The 19,798-nt window shown below is 65.4% G+C and carries 17 protein-coding genes; 12 read left to right on the forward strand and 5 right to left on the reverse strand.

What is annotated here, in order from left to right:
- Window positions 1-120 precede the first annotated feature (120 nt).
- The gene (locus tag EXV95_RS10230) at window positions 121-1,974 is read right to left on the reverse strand and encodes a M48 family metallopeptidase (RefSeq protein WP_176886733.1); all 1,854 of its coding nucleotides are present in this window, start codon (window positions 1,972-1,974) and stop codon (window positions 121-123) included.
- 68 nt (window positions 1,975-2,042) lie between these two features.
- On the opposite strand from EXV95_RS10230, the gene EXV95_RS10235 reads away from it, so the two are divergent.
- On the forward strand, window positions 2,043-2,297 hold the full coding sequence (locus EXV95_RS10235) for a DUF1653 domain-containing protein (protein ID WP_121420860.1): 255 nt from the start codon (window positions 2,043-2,045) through the stop codon (window positions 2,295-2,297).
- An 11-nt stretch (window positions 2,298-2,308) separates the two neighbouring features.
- Here the strand turns inward: EXV95_RS10235 and EXV95_RS10240 are convergent, their stop codons facing one another.
- On the reverse strand, window positions 2,309-3,424 hold the full coding sequence (locus tag EXV95_RS10240) for an ATP-binding protein (protein ID WP_176886734.1): 1,116 nt from the start codon (window positions 3,422-3,424) through the stop codon (window positions 2,309-2,311).
- On the reverse strand, window positions 3,412-4,140 hold the full coding sequence (locus EXV95_RS10245; protein WP_121420862.1) for a response regulator: 729 nt from the start codon (window positions 4,138-4,140) through the stop codon (window positions 3,412-3,414). Before EXV95_RS10245 ends, EXV95_RS10240 begins: the two co-directional genes overlap by 13 nt.
- 237 nt (window positions 4,141-4,377) lie before the next feature.
- Between EXV95_RS10245 and xopAW the strand changes: the two genes are divergently transcribed.
- The gene (xopAW, locus tag EXV95_RS10250; protein ID WP_176886735.1) at window positions 4,378-5,361 is read left to right on the forward strand and encodes an EF-hand domain-containing protein; all 984 of its coding nucleotides are present in this window, start codon (window positions 4,378-4,380) and stop codon (window positions 5,359-5,361) included.
- 257 nt (window positions 5,362-5,618) lie between these two features.
- Here xopAW and purN read toward each other — a convergent pair whose 3' ends face one another.
- On the reverse strand, window positions 5,619-6,200 hold the full coding sequence (purN, locus tag EXV95_RS10255; RefSeq protein ID WP_121420864.1) for a phosphoribosylglycinamide formyltransferase: 582 nt from the start codon (window positions 6,198-6,200) through the stop codon (window positions 5,619-5,621).
- 283 nt (window positions 6,201-6,483) lie between these two features.
- Between purN and EXV95_RS10260 the strand changes: the two genes are divergently transcribed.
- The 4 genes from EXV95_RS10260 (at window position 6,484) to EXV95_RS10275 (ending at window position 11,032) form a co-directional block, all read left to right on the forward strand.
- Window positions 6,484-7,194 (forward strand): YceH family protein, encoded by a 711-nt coding sequence (locus tag EXV95_RS10260; RefSeq protein WP_176886736.1) that lies wholly within the window; start codon window positions 6,484-6,486, stop codon window positions 7,192-7,194.
- A 45-nt stretch (window positions 7,195-7,239) separates the two neighbouring features.
- Entirely contained in the window at window positions 7,240-8,421 is a 1,182-nt protein-coding gene (locus EXV95_RS10265; RefSeq protein WP_176886737.1) for an acyl-CoA dehydrogenase family protein, read from the forward strand.
- Window positions 8,422-8,433: 12 nt separating this feature from the next.
- A complete protein-coding gene (locus EXV95_RS10270) occupies window positions 8,434-9,549 on the forward strand; it encodes an acyl-CoA dehydrogenase family protein (RefSeq protein ID WP_176886738.1) in 1,116 nt (371 codons plus the stop codon).
- Window positions 9,550-9,637: 88 nt separating this feature from the next.
- On the forward strand, window positions 9,638-11,032 hold the full coding sequence (locus EXV95_RS10275; RefSeq protein WP_176886739.1) for an alpha/beta fold hydrolase: 1,395 nt from the start codon (window positions 9,638-9,640) through the stop codon (window positions 11,030-11,032).
- A 413-nt stretch (window positions 11,033-11,445) separates the two neighbouring features.
- Here the strand turns inward: EXV95_RS10275 and EXV95_RS10280 are convergent, their stop codons facing one another.
- Window positions 11,446-12,003 carry an HNH endonuclease gene (locus EXV95_RS10280; RefSeq protein WP_055401504.1) on the reverse strand — a complete coding sequence of 186 codons (558 nt, stop codon included), beginning with the start codon at window positions 12,001-12,003 and terminating at the stop codon, window positions 11,446-11,448.
- A gap of 167 nt (window positions 12,004-12,170) precedes the next feature.
- Between EXV95_RS10280 and EXV95_RS10285 the strand changes: the two genes are divergently transcribed.
- The 6 genes from EXV95_RS10285 (at window position 12,171) to EXV95_RS10310 (ending at window position 19,797) form a co-directional block, all read left to right on the forward strand.
- Window positions 12,171-13,220: a bifunctional riboflavin kinase/FAD synthetase gene (locus EXV95_RS10285; RefSeq protein WP_176886740.1), complete on the forward strand. Its 1,050-nt coding sequence runs from the start codon at window positions 12,171-12,173 to the stop codon at window positions 13,218-13,220.
- Between the two features lie 109 nt (window positions 13,221-13,329).
- Entirely contained in the window at window positions 13,330-16,230 is a 2,901-nt protein-coding gene (gene ileS, locus EXV95_RS10290; protein ID WP_176886741.1) for an isoleucine--tRNA ligase, read from the forward strand.
- Window positions 16,230-16,733, forward strand: coding sequence for a signal peptidase II (gene lspA, locus EXV95_RS10295; RefSeq protein WP_176886742.1), 504 nt, complete (start codon window positions 16,230-16,232; stop codon window positions 16,731-16,733). The genes ileS and lspA overlap by 1 nt, the downstream gene beginning before the upstream one ends.
- 160 nt (window positions 16,734-16,893) lie before the next feature.
- Window positions 16,894-17,913 (forward strand): LacI family DNA-binding transcriptional regulator, encoded by a 1,020-nt coding sequence (locus EXV95_RS10300; RefSeq protein WP_176886743.1) that lies wholly within the window; start codon window positions 16,894-16,896, stop codon window positions 17,911-17,913.
- Window positions 17,914-17,930: 17 nt separating this feature from the next.
- Entirely contained in the window at window positions 17,931-18,944 is a 1,014-nt protein-coding gene (locus tag EXV95_RS10305) for an ABC transporter substrate-binding protein (protein WP_121420872.1), read from the forward strand.
- Between the two features lie 19 nt (window positions 18,945-18,963).
- Window positions 18,964-19,797 (forward strand): ABC transporter permease, encoded by an 834-nt coding sequence (locus EXV95_RS10310; RefSeq protein ID WP_176886744.1) that lies wholly within the window; start codon window positions 18,964-18,966, stop codon window positions 19,795-19,797.
- Window position 19,798 lies beyond the last annotated feature (1 nt).

The following is a 19,798-nucleotide window of genomic DNA, read 5'->3' on the forward strand; positions in this document are numbered from 1 at the left end:
GGCGGCCTGGCGAAGCCAGTTCCACGGTGGCACTGGGCTAGGCCTGCGCCAGTCCCCACCATCGTGGGCAATTCACCGTGCAGACGAGAAAGGAGAAAGGGACTAGCAAAAAGTTGGCAATCAACGGGTATAGATCGGATCGAACGCATAGCGCTGGATTTCCTTGAGCGTGGGCGATTCACCCGCCCACAGCGCCAGCGCGGGGCCGGGAAGGCTCAGATTGCGCTCCAGGGCGCGGCACAGGTGGTAACGGCTTTCGTCGTCCATCCCCGGCAGCTCGACAAAGATCAGGTACGCCCGGCGCTGCGGATGTTCGCGCAGGTTCTTGCGCACTAGCCAGCAGCGGGCAAGGGGCGCACAGCGGGCCAGTTCCGATTGCAGCTCGGCCAGTTCGAAGGGACTCAGGTCGTGACGCGTGATCTGGCTGAAGAAGGAGGTGCCCGACAGCTCTTCCCAGGCGCGCTCTTCGGATTCCTGCGCGCGCTCCAGCCGCTTGCGCCACTGTTTGAAGGCCGCCGCATCATGCTCCATGCCCATGCGGGGAGTTTCCAGCTCGGCCAGCGCGGTGCGCGCGGCCCAGTAGCGGTCGTTGCTGCCCGCTTCCCACACCCGGTGCAGCAGCAGAAGCTTGCCGTCGCGATCGTCCTCGGGCAGGCAAGGCACCAGTCCACACAGGGCGGGCGCGTACTCGGGGCTGCGCTCCAGCGCCAGCTCATACAAGGCACGCACATCGGCACGGGGGTCCAGATGGCGCTTGAGGCGGGCCAGCTCCACCAGCTCGGCCGCACTGTTCTGAGTGATGGAAGCCTGCAGCGCCTGGGCGCGTGCGCGCACACGTTCCAGCCACGCGTGGTGCTGCTTCCACTCCGTAGCGTTGTCGCGGCACCATTGTTTGTCGAAGTGTTTGACCCACCGTTTGGCCTCATCGCCCAGCAGGGTCAAGGCATTGCCACGCGACCAGTCGGGCAGTGTGGGCGTGGCATCCAGCGCTTCGATGCGGTCCCGCAAGCCGGGGTGGGTGTCGTCCACACTGCTCAGGCGCTTGAGCGCTTGGCGCAGTGCGTCGTTGGCAAAAGCGGCATCCGGGGCCTCGGCCAGGAAACGGCGCATGCTGCGATATGGCCCCACCGGCAGCGGATTGCCAGCGGCACCGCACCAGTGGTTGCCCCAGAACTCTGCCTGCAACGCTGCGCCCCGGATCTCGATCTCGGCCAGGGCGGCGGCGGTCACATCACGGCCCAGCAGCTTGCCCGCAATGCGGTCGGCCTCGTATTCGTCCTGGCGGGCCAGCGCAAACGTCTTGGCCGAAAAGCGCGGAAAGTACCAGCGCATGAACGCCTGCGTGGCCGCGGCCACCGGGCCTTCGTCGTCGGCCAGACTGTGGTTCAGGCGCATCCACGACAGGCGTGTGCGATAGATCCAGGCCGCAAACCGGCCATGGTCGCCGCGCAAGTGGCCGTACTCGTGTGCCAGCACGGCGAGAAAACGCGGCCGGTCCAACGCCATCAGCAAAGGCAGCCCGATGCTCAGGTGGTTAACGGCACCACCCAGCAGGCCGTACTTGGGCAGCTGCTGGATGCTCGCATTGAACTCGTCGTTCAGCGTGACCTTGTGGATGGGCGGGCCCTTGATCTTGCGGCGGATGCGCTCCAGCGCCTCAAAAAGCTCCGGTGCCTCCAGCGCCGTGATCTCCACGCCCTCAGGCGCGTCAAAACGCACCCACAGCGCCCGCAGGCTGACCCACAGCAGGCCCGCAGCCCCCAGCAGCAGCCACACCATGGCAAAGCGAAACTTCCCCTGCAACATCTGCGGCACCACCCACAGCAAAATGCCTGCGGCAAGTCCCAGGCACCCCAGCACCCAGGCATAGCCCAGCGCCGCAAACACGGCCACACTGCGGCGGTATGCGCGGCTGTTGTCAGCACTGGCATGCTCGCTCATGCGCACCAGATGCACAAAATCTGCCTGATCCACGGGCTTCCCTCACTCTTGGGTTGTTTTCAACCGCCATCCTAACCACTCACGACCCCACACCCACCACCATGACTGACGACGACCTGCCAGCACTCATTCGCACACCGCCCGGCCTGTACCGCCACTACAAGGGCATGCTCTACGAGGTGATTGATACCGTGCGCCACAGCGAAACGCTGGAGCCCATGACGCTGTACCGCGCGCTCTATGGCCAGCGTGGGCTGTGGGTGCGACCCGCCGCCATGTTTGAAGAGCAGGTGCTCGTTGACGGTGTGATGCGGCCACGGTTTGAGAAATGCGGGGATGAAACCCCAGCGGGCTGAGCCCGGTGGGCTCACGCCGCAGTGCGCGGAAAAATGGCTGCTGCCACCAAACCACCACCCGCAGCATTGCGCAAGGCCAGCCTCCCTCCGTGCCGCCGCACGATATCGCTGGCAATGGTGAGCCCCAGCCCGGCCCCGCCACTCTGGCGGTTGCGCGAGGCCTCGACGCGGTAAAACGGCTCCATGACCCGCTCCAGCTCTTCGGCAGGCAAACCGGGGCCATGGTCGCGCACCTCGATGGTCAGCGCATCAACCGCATCGTGCAGCGTGACCTCGGCGCTGCCGCCGTAGCGAATCGCGTTGCCCACCAGGTTGTCCAGACAGCGCCGCAGCGCCACGGCCTGCACCCGCAGCGGGGCCGCCTGCCCCGCCACCGTGACCCGATGGCCCATGGCGAGCTGGTCGTCGGCCATGCTGTCCGCCAGGGCCTGCACATCCAGCAGCACCCAGGCCTCGGCGCCGGCCACGCCGCGCAGGTAGTCCAGCGTGGAGGTGATCATGGCGTCCATCTCTGCAATGTCGCGGCGAAACAGCTGCTGGGCGTGGCTATCGTCCAGGCATTCGGTGCGCAGGCGCAGCCGGGTCAGCGGCGTGCGCAGGTCATGCGACACCGCCGCCACAAACCGGTCGCGCTCGGCCAATTGCTGTCGGATGCGCGCCTGCATCTGGTTGAACACACGGCTGGCGTCGCGGCATTCCAGCGTGCCGTCCTCGGGCAGCGGGGGCCGGTCGATATCGCGGCCCAACTCTTGCGCCGCCGTGGCGAGCCGGTGCATGGGGCGCGACAGCCAGCGTGCCGCCCACCAGGCCACGGCCACCAGCGCCGCCAGCCGCACGCTGATGTCGAGCAGCAGCCCCAGTTGCAGCGATGGCGGGGCATTCCACAAGCCCTGCGCTGGCCCCGGCGGCGGCAACCGCAGAGAGTGCCCATCGGCTGCCACCCCGGGGGGCTTCGGGCCAGGCGGATGCCCGGGGTGCGCGGGGCGCAGTTCAAACATCAAAGTCAGCGCCAGCACATGGCTCACGATGACGGCCACGATAAGCAGCAGAGCGAGCCGGCCAAAAAGGGTGTCAGGCAGCCAGCGCTGCAGCGCCGCAGGCCAGCGCGCAACCATCAATGCGGCCATCCCACCTGCCCCTGCAGCGACTGCACGTTGAACACGTAACCAGCGCCCCGCACAGTGCGGATCATTGAGGGCGAGCGCGGGTCGTCCGAGAGCTTGCTGCGCAGGCGCGAGACCAGCAGATCGATGCTGCGCTCGAATGCGTCCATGGCCCGGCCTCGCGCCTGCTCCATGAGCTGGTCGCGGCTGAAAACGCGGCGCGGCATGCGCAAGAAGGTGCAGAGCAGGCGAAATTCGGCGTTGGACAGCGGCACCACCACACCCTGTGGGGATACCAGGTGCCGCTCGATACTGTGCAGGGTCCAGCCATCAAAGCGCACCAGCCCGTCAGGCTCCTGGGGGGCCGGGGCGCTCTCGCCGCGCGTGCGGCGCAGCACGGTCTGGATGCGTGCCACAAGCTCGCGCGGCTCGAAGGGTTTGCCCATGTAGTCGTCGGCCCCCATCTCCAGCCCCAGCACGCAGTCGTAGGGGTTTGCGCGGGCGGTGAGCATGATGATCGGCACCCGGGAGCGTTCACGCAGCTCCCGCGCGAGGGTGATGCCGTCGGTGCCGGGCAGCATCACATCCAGCACCACCAGGCCGATGGGGTGCGCGAGCATCTGCGCGCGCATCGACGCCGCATCACACGCCGCGTGGGCGGCGTGGCCAAAGCGGGCGAGGTATTCGGTGAGCAGTGTGGTGATCTCCACATCGTCGTCCACCACCAGGATGTGTTGCATGGGCTCTGTCGTGCAAAAGAACACCCAAGTTTAGGCAGCTACAAACCACCGCTGGCGACGATCTGGCGGGCATTTCCGCCATTGTTCGGTCCTTGTGGACGCCCTTTGTATCGACCTTGGTACAAAGCAGACAAACCCCGGAGACACGCACAACCAAGAATGGTTACGGGCCATGGCTGAGGGCTTCCGTTTTGGGGGACCAGGCACCGACCCACCCTTGGAGCGAAAGGAACGACGATGACGACCATCAGTAGCGTCAGCAGTGCCTGGTCCAGTGCAAGTGTGCAGCGGGCATCACGCCCGGCGCCCACGCCGGAGCGGCTGCTGTCCAAAATCGATGCCGACGGTAACGGCGGCGTGAGTGACACAGAACTGCAGGGCCTGCTGGACGATGTGACCCAAAAAACCCGCGTCAGCAGCCAGACCAGTGCTGCAGACCTGGTCAAGCAGTACGACAGCAATGGGGACGGCAACCTCAACGCTGACGAGCTGGGCAAGACGATGCAAAGCGTGTTGCCCCCGCCACCGTCCACCATGGCTTTTGCCCAGTCGCGGGGCGACAGCGACACCGCCACCAGCCAGGCGGGCGACGATCTCTTTGGCAAGGTGGACAGCGACGGCGATGGCGCCGTGAGCAAGACCGAGCTGCAGGCCCTGCTGGAGGCGATGTCGGGCGGCACGGCGAGCCAAGCGGGCGTCAGCAGTGACGACGTGTTCAGCCAACTGGATGCAGACGGCGACGGCAGCCTGACCCAAGCCGAATTCGACGCGGGCCGCCCTTCCGGCGCGGCGGGTGAAGCAGGCGGCGGCATGCAGGCCATGGGCGGCATGCCACCGCCACCCGGAGGCCCAGGTGGTGCAAGTGCTTCCGCCGACAGCACCACCACCTACGACGCCCTGGACACCAACGAGGATGGTGAGGTCTCGCTGACAGAACGGCTGGCTGGCAGCACCAGCAGCGTGGAGCAGGACGCGATCACCGCGCTGTTCAACGCCATCGACACCGATGGCGACGCCAGCATCAGCGCCAGCGAATCCAAGACTTTCATCGACCAGTTGACCAGCCAGCTCCAGCAGCCCCCCAGCCAGGCATCGACATCGGACACCAGCCAACGCAACGACCTGGCGCGGCTGGCCGACTTTGCGCGCCAGCAGTACGCAATGGCGGCCAATGACTGGAATTCGCCCGCCAGCACCGGCAGCCTGAGCGCAATGGCCTGATCAAAAGGAAGGGGCTGGCTTGCCACCAGCCGCAGGTTTTCTGGCCACGCAGTGCGATTCGCCCGTCAGTTGACGAGCTGCGTGCGCCGGGATCTCGGAGCCATCCGGCAGCAGAAAATATGAACAAAAACAGGCTCTATCGGCTCCTGTATAAGCGCAGGTAGCTACTAATTTTATAGCAAACAATATACCCCCTGAGCTCACCAAGGCCTGTGGGGGACGAAAGCTGGACGCTCCCAAACCGATCAGCCTGTGGACTACAAGGCCTGAATCAGCGCCCGCACGGCCCGGGGGTAGATCACATGCTCCTGGGTCAGCACCCGGGCCGCCAGCGTCTCGGCCGTGTCACCCGGCAGCACCGGCACCACGGCCTGGTCCAGGATGGGGCCCACATCCAGCTCGGCCGTCACCTGGTGCACCGTCACGCCCGCAAACTTGCAGCCTGCATCGATGGCGCGCTGGTGCGTGTGCAGCCCGGTAAAAGCGGGGAGCAGCGAGGGGTGGATATTGATAAGCCGCCCCGCGTAGTGCGCCACAAAACCCGGGGTGAGGATGCGCATGAACCCGGCCAGCACTACCAGGGCGGGCTGGTGGCGGTCAATGGTGGCGGCCAGTTCCGTGTCAAATGCTTCGCGGCTGGCAAAGGCCTTGTGGTCCAGCGCCTCGGCGGCGATGCCCTGCTCCCGCGCAAACACCAGCCCGGCGGCATCGGGCTTGTTGCTGATGACGGCCGCGACGCGGGCGCCGTAGCGCTGCTCCCAGTGCTCCTGTTGTGCGGTACGCACGATGGTGGCCATGTTGGAGCCGCCGCCAGAGATCAGAATGACGATGTTCTTCATAAATTGCCACGGATTATCTAGGAGGCTGTCGAGCATGGGGTTGGCTCTGCGCCACCGCCTGGGGGTGCCAGGCAAGGCGCGGGTGAGGCCGTGTGGCCCAGCCACACAACGAACCCGCAACGCAGCATGGCGGCCCCAGGCGGTGGCCCGAAGGGTTGTGCGACATAGCACGCAGGCGGCGTTGCCCATGCTCGCTGCACAGCCAGTGCAGCTTGCGCTGGGCGCCTAGCCTGCATACTCTGTCGCACAACGCAGCGCCAACCCCAAGCCCGACAGCCTCCTCATGCCCTTCGATCCCGCCACCCGCCCCCTCACCCCCCACGAAGCCCGCGTGCTCGCCACCCTGATGGAGAAGGCCCGCACCGTGCCCGACAGCTACCCCATGTCGCTCAATGGCCTGGTTACCGGCTGCAACCAGAAAACCAGCCGCGACCCGGTGATGAACCTGAGTGACGCCGAGGCGCAGGAAGCGCTGGATTCGCTCAAGCTGCTGACGCTGGCGTTTGAGAGCAGCGGCAACCGCACCACACGCTGGGAACACAACTTTCAGCGCGGCGTGGGCGTGCCCGAGCAGTCGGCCGTGCTGCTGGGCCTGCTCATGCTGCGCGGCCCGCAGACGGCGGGTGAACTGCGCATCAACGCCGAGCGCTGGTACCGCTTTGCCGACATTTCGTCGGTCGAAGCTTTTCTGGACGAGCTGCAGGAGCGCAGCGCCGAAAAGGGCGGCCCGCTGGTCGTGCAGTTGCTCCGCGCGCCGGGTGCCCGCGAGCAGCGTTGGGCGCATCTGATGTGTGGGCCTGTAGACACCAGCGCCGGTGTGTCAGCCCCCAGCAGTGGCGGCGGTGGCAGCACCGGCACGTCTGCCGCACTGCAAGCGCGGGTGGACGCACTGGAGACCGAGGTGGCCAACCTGCGCAGCACGGTGCAGCGGCTGTGTACAGAACTGGGCATTTCCCCAGACTCCGCGCCGATGTCGCCACCCGGACAGGACTAAAACGAACGACCGTGCTACAAATGCGGATCACTTGGAGACAAACCGATGGATCTCGCATTCACCCCCGAAGAACAGGCGTTCCGCGAAGAAATTCGCGCCTGGGTTCAAGCTAATCTACCGAAAGAAATTTCGCACAAGGTCCACAACGCCCTGCGCCTGACCCGCGACGATCTGCAGGGCTGGGCCAAGATCCTGGGCAAGAAAGGCTGGCTGGGCTTCGGCTGGCCCACAGAGTTTGGCGGCCCCGGCTGGACGGCCGTGCAAAAGCACCTGTTTGAAGAAGAATGCGCCCTCGCCGGCGCGCCCCGCATCGTGCCGTTTGGCCCGGTGATGGTGGCCCCGGTGATCATGGCCTTTGGCAATGCCGAACAACAAAAGCGCTTTTTGCCCGGCATCGCCAGCGGCGAAGTGTGGTGGAGCCAGGGCTACAGCGAACCCGGCTCGGGCTCGGACCTGGCCAGCGTCAAGACCCGCGCCGAGCGCGTGGGCGACAAATACATCGTCAACGGCCAAAAAACCTGGACCACGCTGGGCCAGCATGGCGACTGGATGTTCAACCTAGTGCGCACCAGCACCGAGGGCAAGCCCCAGACCGGCATCTCCTTCCTGCTGCTCGACATGAAGTCCAAGGGCGTCACGGTACGTCCGATCAAGCTGCTCGATGGCGAGTGCGAAGTCAACGAAGTGTTCTTCGACAACGTCGAAGTGCCTGCCGAGAACTTGATCGGCGAAGAAAACAAGGGCTGGACCTACGCCAAGCACCTGCTCAGCCACGAGCGCACCAACATCGCCGACGTGAACCGCAGCAAGCGCGAACTGGAGCGCTTGAAGCGCATCGCCAAGACCGAAGGTGTATGGGATGACCAGCGCTTCCGCGACCAGATCGCGCTCCTGGAAGTGGACATCGTGGCGCTGGAAATGCTGGTGCTGCGCGTGCTGTCGGCCGAAAAATCGGGCAAGAACTCGCTCGACATCGCGGGTCTGCTCAAGATCAAGGGCAGCGAGATCCAGCAGCGCTACGCCGAGCTGATGATGCTGGCCGCAGGCCCCTTTGCCATGCCCTTCATCGAAGAGGCCATGGAAGCTGGCTGGCAGGGCAACTTCCCCGGCGGCGTCACTGCCAACGCGCCGCTGGCGTCCACCTACTTCAACCTGCGCAAAACCACCATCTACGGTGGCAGCAATGAAGTTCAACGCAACATCGTCGCGCAGACGGTTCTGGGCTAAGGAGACAAGAACATGGATTTCGATTTTTCTGACGACCAGGAACAATTGCGCGACGCCGTGCGCAAGTGGGTGGACAAGGGCTACACGTTCGAGCGCCGCCGCGCCGCCGTGGCCGCCGGTGGTTTTGACCGCGCCGCCTGGAACGAACTGGCCGAGCTCGGCCTGACGGCCCTCACCGTGCCCGAAGCCCACGACGGCATGGGCCAGGGCGCGATCGACGCCATGGTTGTGGCCGAGGAACTGGGCCGTGGCATCGTTCTGGAGCCCATCGCCCAGGCCTTCATGGCCAGCAGCGTGCTGTCGCACTACGCACCGGCCAACGTGCAATCGGCCTGGCTGCCCCGCGTGGCCAGTGGTGAAGCCCTGGTGGTACTGGCCCAGCAGGAGCGCAAGGCGCGATACCGCCTGGATGTTTGCGAGGCAAAAGCGGCCCCAGCGCGAGATGGATATGCGCTGACAGCTACTAAAAGCGTAGTAGCTGCCGGCGACAAGGCCGATGCGTTCATCGTGCCCGCACAGCTGGACGGCAAGATCGCCCTCTTCCTGGTCGAGCGCACCGCCACTGGCGTGACCACCCAAGGCTACGTCACGCAAGATGGCAGCCGCGCCGCCGAGGTGAAGTTCACCAACGCCCCCGCCACGCTCATCACCACCGATGGCCTGGCCGCGCTGGAACTGGCGGTGGACACCGGCATTGCCGCCGCCTGCGCTGAAGCGGTCGGCGTGATGGACAAGACCGTGGCCATCACCGTCGAATACATGAACCAGCGCAAGCAGTTTGGCGTGTTCATTGCCAGCTTCCAGGCGCTGCGCCATCGCGTGGCCGACATGAAGATGCAGCTGGAACTGGCCCGCTCGATGAGCTACTACGCCAGCCTCAAGCTGGGCGCCCCCGCCGATGAACGCCGCCGAGCCATCGCACGCGCCAAGGTGCAGCTGGGCCAGTCCATGCGCTTCGTGGGCCAGCAGGCCGTGCAACTGCATGGCGGCATCGGCGTCACGGACGAGTACATCGTGAGCCACTATTTCAAGAAGCTCACCCAGCTGGAAGTGGCCTTTGGCGACACGCTGCACCATCTGGGCGAAGTGTCCGCCCGCATGCAAGACACCGCAGGCGTGTTTGCCTGATGTGAACTGACGCAGCCATGTAACGCTCGCATGCCATGCTCGTGGATTCACCGATCCACGGGCATTTTTTCTTGTCGGAGACACCTTCATGAACAACAAATTCTGGCTGCAACGCCGATCTCTTCTGCTGGCAACCGCTGCAGCAGCTACCCTGGCCCTGGCCGGTTGCGCCACCAAGAGTCCCAGCCTGGCCGAAGCGCCGCCCATCGTCTTTGTGCACGGCAACGGCGACACCGCCGCACTGTGGCAAACCACCGTGTGGCGGTTTGAATCGAACGGCTGGCCGCGCGAACGCCTGCACGCCATTGACGTGCCCTACCCCCTGTCGCGTGATGAGGACGCCAAACCCCAGGCGGGCCGCACCTCGGCCGCAGAGCACATGGCCTACCTCAAGGCCGAAGTGGACAAGGTGCTCAAGGCCACGGGCGCCAGCCGGGTGGTGCTGGTGGGCAACTCGCGCGGCGGCAACGCCATTCGCAACTACATCTACAACGGCGGCGGCGACAAGACCGTAAGCCACGCCATCCTGGGTGGCACGCCGAACCACGGCGTGTGGGCGATTCCCGGTTTCCGCGAAGGCAACGAGTTTTCGGGCACCGGCCCGTTCCTCAAAGGGCTGAATGCCCCAAAGAATGCGGCGGGCGACGAGGTGAGCGGCCCGGTGAAATGGATGACGATCCGCTCGGACAACAACGACAAGTTCGCCCAGCCTGATGGCCTGTGGATCGGCCAGAAAGGCACGCCAACCAACGTGACGGCCGCCGGGCCCGAGCTCAAGGGCGCCGTCAACGTGGTGATCCCGCGCATCGACCACCGCGAGACCTCCTTCTCTCCGGCAGCCTTTGAGGCCACCCATCGCTTCATCACCGGCAAGGCACCGCAGGTCACCACCATCGCCCCAGAAAAGCAGGTGGTGCTGAACGGCAAGGTCACCGGCCTGGGCGTGGACCCGGCCGATGCAAAGACCGGCAATTTCAGCAACAACCTGCCCCTGACAGGTGCCCAGCTGGAGGTGTACGCCACCGATGCCGCCACGGGCGCCCGCGCGGGCAATGCCTTGCTGCGCAAGACTGTGGGGGCGGATGGCCAATGGGGACCGCTGACGGTGCCCAACGGCGCGCCCGTCGAGTTCGTGATCAGCGCACCCGGCTATGCCACCACCCACATCTACCGCAGCGGCTTTCCGCGCAGCAGCAACCTCATCCACCTGCGCGCAGAGCGCATGGCCGATGCGGACAAAGGCGCCGAAAGCGTTGTGACGCTGAGCCGCCCGCGCGGCTACCTCGACCCGGCACGCGACAAGATGCTGCTGGATGGCACCCCACCTGCCGGTGTGCCCGCCGGTGCTGGCGTGGCATCGACCAAAGTCAAGCCTGCGGGCGGGGTGCGCAGCATTGCGGGTGAGTTCAACGGCGAGCGCGTGGTGGGACAGACTTGGCCTGCTGCCAGCGGCCACCTGGTGTTCCTGGAACTGACTTACTAAAGGAATAGGCGCTGCACCGTGTCTTTGCACCGTGTAGCACGCCCCCAAGAGCGGTCAAGACGGCCCCGATGGCTAGGCGCTCCGTCGCAGACAGTACGAAGGGCCTGTCAACCCTCTTTTCGGGGTCGCGAAGGCCCTTGCGAGCGTGCCAATCTAGGCGCGCGACGCCGCGTGCGCTCTTGCACACGTAAGGAGCGGAACGACGAGTGGCGCGCCCGCAGGGGCCTTCCCTTCGGGTTGCCCGGCCTGGGGGCCGTCTGCGGCGTTGCCCGCGCTTGCAAGGTGCCTACCTTGCTGCGCACCGGCGCCTTGCATCCCACCCCCAGGTCGGGCAACGCGATCCCCGAAAAGAGGGTTGGCAGGCCCTCACGGCAAGACGGAGCAACGACGCCAGCGGGGTCGTATTGGCCGCTCTACGCCAAAAGACGCGAGGACTTGGGGACGTGGGCCATCAGGAACTCCATCTGATCGGCCAGGATGCGCCGGTTACGCAGGATGAAGTCCTCCCACAGACTCGGCACATAGGGCGCATACAGCAGTGGCATGTGCGCCTGCTCCGGGGTGCGCGGGCCCTTGCGGTGGTTGCAAGGGCGGCAAGCGGTAACCACGTTCATCCAGTGGTCCTGCCCGTTGCGGGCAAACGGCACGATGTGTTCGCGCGTCAGGTCTTCCTCATGAAAATGCCCGCCGCAGTAGGCGCACACATTGCGGTCGCGGGCAAAGAGCTTGCTGTTGGTCAGGCTGGGCTTGAGCTCGAACGGGTTAATGCTGGGCACGCCCTTGGTGCCGATGATGCTGTTGATGGCGATCACCGATTGCTCACCTGATATGGCGTTGTGCCCGCCCCGGAAGCGGGCAATCTGTGCACCAGACTCCCAGCGCACTTCCCCGGCGGCGTAATGAATCACCGCCTGCTCCAGCGAAATCCACGATTGGGGCAGCCCTTGGGCTGACAGCTTCAAGACCTTCAAAACACGCCTCCTGGAACACAAAGTACACAAGGATCGGAACGCAGATGTCTCGCGGGCAGCCCTGCGCGGGGCCAGCCGTGGGTCACAATATACTCCGTTTTCATGACAAATTGGCGTCCTGCGCTTGATGGACTTGCGCATGCTGCTATCAAAAAGATAACAAACCGATGAAGATCTTTCGCGGCTTCCACCACCCTGGCATTGCCAATGCCTGTGCGCTGACCATCGGCAATTTCGATGGTGTGCACCGGGGCCACCAGGCCATGTTGGCCTTGCTGAACAGCGAGGCTGCACACAGGGGCGTGGAAAGCTGCGTGCTGACGTTCGAGCCCCACCCCCGCGACTACTTCGCGGGCGCCCACCACAAGCCCGAGCTGGCGCCCGCACGCATCGGCACCCTGCGCGACAAGCTCACCGAACTGGCCCGCTGCGGTGTGCAGCAGACCGTGGTGCTGCCGTTTGACGCGCGGCTGGCCGCCCAGTCGCCCGACGCTTTCATCGACGAGGTGCTGGTGCGTGGTCTGGGGGCCCGGTACGTGCTGGTGGGCGACGATTTCCGCTTTGGCCGCCAGCGAGCGGGCGACTACGCCATGCTGGACGCGGCCGGGCAAGCCAAGGGCTTCGACGTAGCGCGCATGAACAGCTACGAGGTGCATGGGCTGCGCGTGTCCAGTTCCGCCGTGCGCCAGGCGCTGGCCGCAGGCGACATGGAAGCTGCGGCACGCCTGCTGGGACGGCCCTACACCATCAGCGGCCATGTGGTGCATGGCCGCAAGCTCGGGCGCGAATTGGGTGCTACCGCCGCCGGTGCAGGCGACGGCTTTCGCACTCTGAACCTGCGGTTTGCGCACTGGAAGCCTGCCGCCAGCGGCATCTTTGCCGTGCTGGTGCATGGCCTTGCCGCCGAGCCTTTATCAGGGGTGGCCAACCTGGGCGTGCGCCCCTCGCTGGACCCGAACGACGTCAACGGCGGGCGCGTGCTGCTGGAAACCCATTGCCTCCAGTGGCCCGCCGATCTGGGGCCCGAGGGGGCGTACGGTAAAATCGTGCGCGTGGAACTGCTACACAAACTGCACGACGAGCTGAAATACGACGGTCTGGATGCCTTGACGAAGGGCATCGCCAAAGACTGCGCCGACGCGCGTGCCTACTTTGCCTCGGCCCAGGCACCCAACCACACCGAAACCCGGCGCCAGACCACCCGCGACCGAATTTGAGGGAGCTGCTTCTCGCAGCGCCCGCCTGACGGGCCCGCCATCCTTCGCGCTCCAACCCCGTTCTTGCTCCGGGCCTTGCCCCGGAATGCCCCGTTTTTAAGGCTCCCTCATGTCCGACGACAACGCCAGCACTCCTTCCACGGATTACCGCAGCACCCTCAACCTGCCCGACACCTCCTTCCCCATGCGTGGCGACCTGCCCAAGCGCGAGCCGGGCTGGGTCAAGGACTGGGAAGACCAAGGCATCTACAAGCGCCTGCGGGATGCCCGCCGGGGCGCGCCCAAGTTCATCCTGCACGACGGCCCGCCCTACGCCAACGGCCAGATCCACATGGGCCACGCGGTCAACAAGATCCTGAAGGACATGATCACCAAGGCGCGCCAGCTCGAAGGCTTTGACGCGCTGTACGTGCCTGGCTGGGACTGCCATGGCCTGCCGATCGAGAACGCCATCGAGAAGAAACACGGCCGCAACCTGAGCCGCGACGACATGCAGGCCAAGAGCCGCGCGTTCGCCACGGAGCAGATCGCGCAGCAGATGGTGGACTTCAAACGCCTGGGCGTGCTGGGCGAATGGGACAACCCTTACAAGACCATGAACCCCGCCAACGAAGCGGGCGAGATCCGCGCCTTCAAGCGCGTGATGGAGCGCGGCTTTGTGTACCGGGGCCTCAAGCCCGTGTACTGGTGTTTTGACTGCGGCTCGTCGCTGGCCGAATTCGAGATCGAATACCAGGACAAGAAGAGCACCACGCTGGATGTGGCCTTCAAGTCGCATGAGCCTGCCAAGCTCGCCGCCGCCTTCGGGCTGCAAGGACAGGAAGGCCCCTCCGGTAGCCTGTCCAAAGACGCCTTCGTCGTCATCTGGACCACCACTGCCTGGACCATCCCTGCCAACCAGGCGCTGAACCTGAACCCCGAGATCAGCTACGCGCTGGTGGACACGGGCGAGCGCATCCTGCTCGTGGCCGAGCCGCTGGTGGCATCGTGCCTGGAGCGCTACGGCCTCACCGGCAGCGTGCTGGCCACCACCCTGGGCAAGAACCTGGGCGGGCTGGAATTCGAACACCCGCTGTACGACGTGGCCAGCGAGGACGGCAGCTTTGGCTACCGCCGCCTTTCGCCCGTGTACCTGGCCGACTACGCCACAGCCGACGACGGCACGGGTATCGTGCACTCCTCCCCTGCCTACGGCCTGGAAGACTTCAACTCCTGCCGCGCGCATGGCATGGCACTGGACGACATCCTGAACCCCGTGCAGGGCAATGGCACCTACGCGGCGGACTTCCCGCTGTTTGGCGGCCAGCACATCTGGAAGGCCGTGCCCGTGATCATCGAAGCCCTGCGCAACGCAGGCCGCCTGATGACCACCAAGGACATCACGCACAGCTACCCCCACTGCTGGCGCCACAAGACACCGGTGATCTACCGCGCGGCCGCCCAGTGGTTTGTGCGCATGGACGAGGGCGAAGGCGTGTTCACCCAGCCCGGCATGAAGCCCGCCAAGACGCTGCGCCAGATCGCGCTGGATGCCATCGAGCACACCAGTTTCTACCCCGAAAACGGCAAGGCCCGCCTGCACGACATGATCGCCGGGCGGCCCGACTGGTGCATCTCGCGCCAGCGCAGCTGGGGCGTGCCCATCCCTTTCTTTCTGCACAAGGATTCGGGCGAACTGCACCCGCGCACCATGGAAATCATGGACCAGGCCGCCGACATCGTGGAAAAGGGCGGTATCGAGGCCTGGAGCCGCGTGACGACCGAAGAAATCCTGGGTGCGGCCGACGCGCCCCACTACACCAAGAGCACCGACATCCTCGAAGTGTGGTTCGACTCCGGCTCCACCTTCAGCCATGTGCTGCGCGGCACGCACCCCGAGGTGCACCACGACACCGGCCCCGAGGCCGACCTGTACCTGGAAGGCCACGACCAGCACCGGGGCTGGTTCCACAGCTCGCTGCTGCTGGCATCGGCGCTGGAAGGCCGCGCGCCCTATCGCGGCCTGCTGACCCATGGCTTCACCGTGGACAGCCAGGGCCGCAAGATGAGCAAGTCGCTGGGCAATGGCATCGACCCGCAGGAGATCAACAAGAAGCTGGGCGCCGAGATCATCCGCCTGTGGGTGGCCGCCAGCGACTACTCGGGCGACATCGCAGGCGACGAGAAGATCCTGGCGCGCGTAGTGGACGCCTACCGCCGCATCCGCAACACGCTGCGCTTCCTGCTGGCCAACGTGAGCGACTTCGACCCGACCAAGGACGCCGTGCCGTTTGAGCAGATGCTGGAGATCGACCGCTACGCGCTCACCCGCGCATCCGAGTTCCAGGCCGAGGTGCTGGCGCACTACAAGGTGTACGAGTTCCACCCCGTGGTGGCCAAGCTGCAGCTGTACTGCTCGGAAGACCTGGGCGGCTTTTACCTCGACGTACTCAAGGACCGCCTTTACACCACAGCACCCAAGAGCCTGGCCCGCCGCAGTGCGCAGACCGCGCTCTACAACATCACGCACGCCATGCTGCGCTGGATGGCGCCGTTCCTGTCGTTCACGGCCGAAGAGGCGTGGAAGGTGTTCGGTACTTCCGACTCCATCTTCCTGGAGACTTACGGCAACGTGGCAGGCGTGGGTGCCGGTGCCGATGAAGGCCTGCTGGCCAAGTGGTCGCGCATCCGCGAGATCCGCGATGCGGTGAACAAGGAGATCGAAGCACTGCGCGCCGATGGCAAAGTGGGCTCGTCCCTGCAGGCCACCGTTACCCTCACGGCGGCGCCTGAAGACCATGCGCTGCTGGCCAGCCTGGGCGATGACCTCAAGTTCGTGTTCATCACATCTGCTATCGAATTGATAGCTGGTAGCGCATTACAGATAAGCGTCAAGCCCAGTTCTGATGCCAAATGCGAGCGCTGCTGGCACTACCGCAGCGATGTAGGGCAGGACGCCGCCCACCCGACAATCTGCGGCCGCTGCACCAGCAACCTCTACGGCGACGGCGAGAGCCGGGAGCACGCCTGATGGACCGCACATCGCAGGCCGGGCGTTCCGGCGCGAGCATGTGGCCCTGGCTGGCCTGGGCTGTGGTGCTTGTGGTGGTCGACCAGATCACAAAGACCCTGATCCTCAACCACTACCAGTTGGGCGATTCCACGTTCATCACCAGCTTCTTCAACATCGTGCGGGCGCACAACACGGGTGCTGCGTTTTCGTTCCTGTCGAACGCGGGGGGCTGGCAACGGTGGCTGTTCACCGGCATCGGCGTGGCAGCCACGATCTTCATCGTTTGGCAGCTGCGTGCCCACCCGGGGCAAAAGCTCTTCGGCTTTGCGCTGTCGAGCATTCTGGGCGGCGCGGTGGGCAATGTGGTGGACCGGCTGATGCACGGCTATGTCGTGGACTTTCTGGACTTCCATGTGAGCGGCTGGCACTTTCCGGCGTTCAACGTGGCGGATTCGGCCATCACGCTGGGGGCAGCGTGTCTCATTCTGGATGAGCTGCTTCGCGTGCGGCGCGAGCGCTGACGCCACCGGCATCCCCCCTGCAAGCCTTGCAACAGCCCGCCTCGTGCGGGCTGTTTGCTTTGTAGCGCCAGTTGCTCTTATCGCATGCCGTGTCATGCGCATGTCACGGTCAGCGGTTGCAATGTAAACGTTTACATCCAACGTATTGCACCAAACTGCCATGAGCATTCTGGAAGTCGCCCGCGAGGCCGGTGTGTCGGTTGCCACCGTGTCGCGTGTTTTCAACGTGCCTGACAAAGTGGCCCCGGCCACGCGCGAGCATGTGGAGAACATCGCCCGCACCCTGGGCTATCTGCCCAACGCCAGCGCGCGCACCTTGCGCACCCAGCGCAGCCGCGTGCTGGGCGTGGTGTTGCCTACACTCACCAACCCCGTGTTTGCCGAATGCCTGGAAGGCATTGCCCAGGCCGCCGTAGCGGGTGGCTACGCCATCTCGCCGTTCACCACCGACTACCGTCTGGACCAGGAAGACCGCGCCGTGAACCTGCTGCTGGCGGGCAACGTAGACGGGATGATCCTGGTGGTTTCGAACCCCGCCACCTCCACCGCACTGCAGCGGCTGGCCGAGGTGGGTCTGCCCTATGTGCTGGCCTACAACCACCACCCCGATCACCCCTGCGTGTCGGTGAACAGCGAGCTGGCTGTGGCCGACGTGGTGACCCATCTGGCCACGCTGGGGCACCGCCGCATCGCCATGGTCAGCGGGCTGCTCAGCGCCTCTGACCGCGCGCAACAACGCTGCCGGGGCTACGCGCGCGGCATGGAGCAGGCAGGCCTGCGGGCCCAGCCTGTGTTGCAGGTGCCCTTCGTGGCCGCTGCGCCAGAGGTATTGGGCGAAGCCCTGAACAGCCAAGACCGCCCCACGGCCCTGGTGTGTTCCAACGACCTGCTGGCCATCCGCAGCATCCGCGCCGCGCACCTGGCGGGCCTGGCGGTGCCGCGCGACCTGAGCGTGGTGGGCTTCGACGGCATTGCGCTGGGGCAAGACCTCACTCCGCAGCTGAGCACCGTGGTGCAACCCAATGCCGACATCGGCCGCCACAGCGTGGAGCTGCTGGCCCAGGCCGTGGCCAGCGGCAACCCGCTGGGGCCCGACATGGGTCTGACGCTGGCGCACCAGTTCCGTGCTGGCGAGTCCTGCGCACCGCCCGCCTCTTCCCTTGTTCCTCCCCTCACCTGAACCCAAGGAGCTGATCCATGAAAACCACCCTGAAAAACTTCACCCGCGCCACGCTGCTGGCCTGGGGCCTGGCCGCCGGTGCCACGGCCATGGCGCAAAACGCCATCTGCTACAACTGCCCGCCCGAATGGGCCGACTGGGGCAGCCAGATCAAGGCCATCAAGGCAAAGACCGGCATCACCGTGCCACCAGACAACAAGAACTCCGGCCAATCGCTGGCCCAGCTGGTGGCAGAAAAAGCCAGCCCCGTGGCGGATGTAACCTACCTGGGCGTGACCTTCGCCATCCAGGCGCAAAAGGACAGCGTGGTGGCCGCCTACAAGCCCGCTGCATGGGCCGAGATTCCCGATGGCCTGAAGGACCCTGCAGGCCACTGGTTCACAATCCACTCGGGCACCCTGGGCTTCATGGTCAATGTGGATGCACTCAAGGGCAAGCCCGTGCCGCAGTCCTGGGCCGACCTGCTCAAGCCCGACTACAAGGGCCTCATCGGCTACCTGGACCCGGCATCGGCCTTCGTGGGCTATGTGGGCGCTGTGGCAGTGAACCAGGCGCGCGGCGGCACGCTGGACAACTTCGGCCCTGGCATCGACTACTTCAAGGCGCTGCAGAAGAACGAGCCCATCGTTCCCAAGCAAACGTCTTACGCCCGTGTACTGTCGGGCGAGATCGCGATCCTGCTGGACTACGACTTCAACGCCTACCGCGCCAAGTACAAGGACAAGGCCAATGTGCAGTTTGTGATCCCCACTGAAGGCACGGTGGTGGTGCCCTACGTGATGAGCCTGGTGGCCAACGCGCCGCACGCCGACAACGGCAAGAAGGTGCTGGACTTTGTGCTGTCGGACGAAGGCCAGGCGCTGTGGGCCAATGCCTACCTGCGCCCCGTGCGCGCCAGCGCCATGTCCAAGGAGGTGCAGGCCCGCTTCCTGCCTGCCAGCGAATACGCACGTGCCAAAACGGTGGACTACAGCAAGATGGCCGCAGTGCAGAAGGCCTTCTCGGACCGCTACCTGAAAGAAGCCCAGTAAGCCGGGGCGAACTGGAGAGATGCACATGCGCCACAACAGCTTTGCTCCATCCCGCGCGCTGCTGCTGGCGTGTACCGCACCGGCCGTGGCGTTCTTTGCTGCGTTCTGGCTGCTGCCCATCGTGCAGCTGATTGCGCTGCCCGCCAGCAAGGGCTGGGAGACCTACTTTGTGGTGCTCACCCACCCGCGCTACCTGCAAAGCCTGCTGCAGACACTGGGGCTGTCCCTGGCGGTGACGCTGGCCACCCTGGTGCTGGGCGCGGCCGTGGGCATCACGCTGGCGCGGCACCGTTTTACAGGGCGGCAGCTGCTGCTGTCGCTGCTGACGTTGCCGCTGTCGTTTCCAGGCGTGATCATTGGTTTTTTCATGATCTTGCTCGGTGGCCGCCAAGGCCTGGTGGCCGACCTGACGGACGCGCTGGGCCTGGGCCGCATCACGTTTGCCTACGGCCTGGCCGGGCTGTTCCTGGCCTATCTGTACTTCTCGCTGCCACGGGCCGTTGCGACCTACACAGCGGCGGCCGGGGCCATGGATGCGGCACTGGAAGAAGCCGCCCGCTCGCTGGGCGCGCCGCGCTGGCGGGTGGTGCGTGACGTGTGGGTGCCCGAACTCGCGCCCACCACGCTGTCGTGCGGGGCCATTGTGTTCGCCACGGCCATGGGCGCGTTTGGCACCGCGTTCACGCTGTCCAGCAAGTTCGAGGTGCTGCCCATCACCATCTACAACGAGTTCACCAACTACGCCAACTTTGCACTGGCCGCCAGCCTGTCGATCACCCTGGGGCTCATCACCTGGGTGGTGCTGTGGCTGTCCCGCCGTGTTGCGGGCCCGGCACCGGCTGCCGGGGCGTAAC

This window comes from Acidovorax sp. JMULE5, assembly GCF_013376875.1.
GTDB classification, from domain to species: Bacteria; Pseudomonadota; Gammaproteobacteria; order Burkholderiales; family Burkholderiaceae_C; genus Acidovorax; species Acidovorax facilis.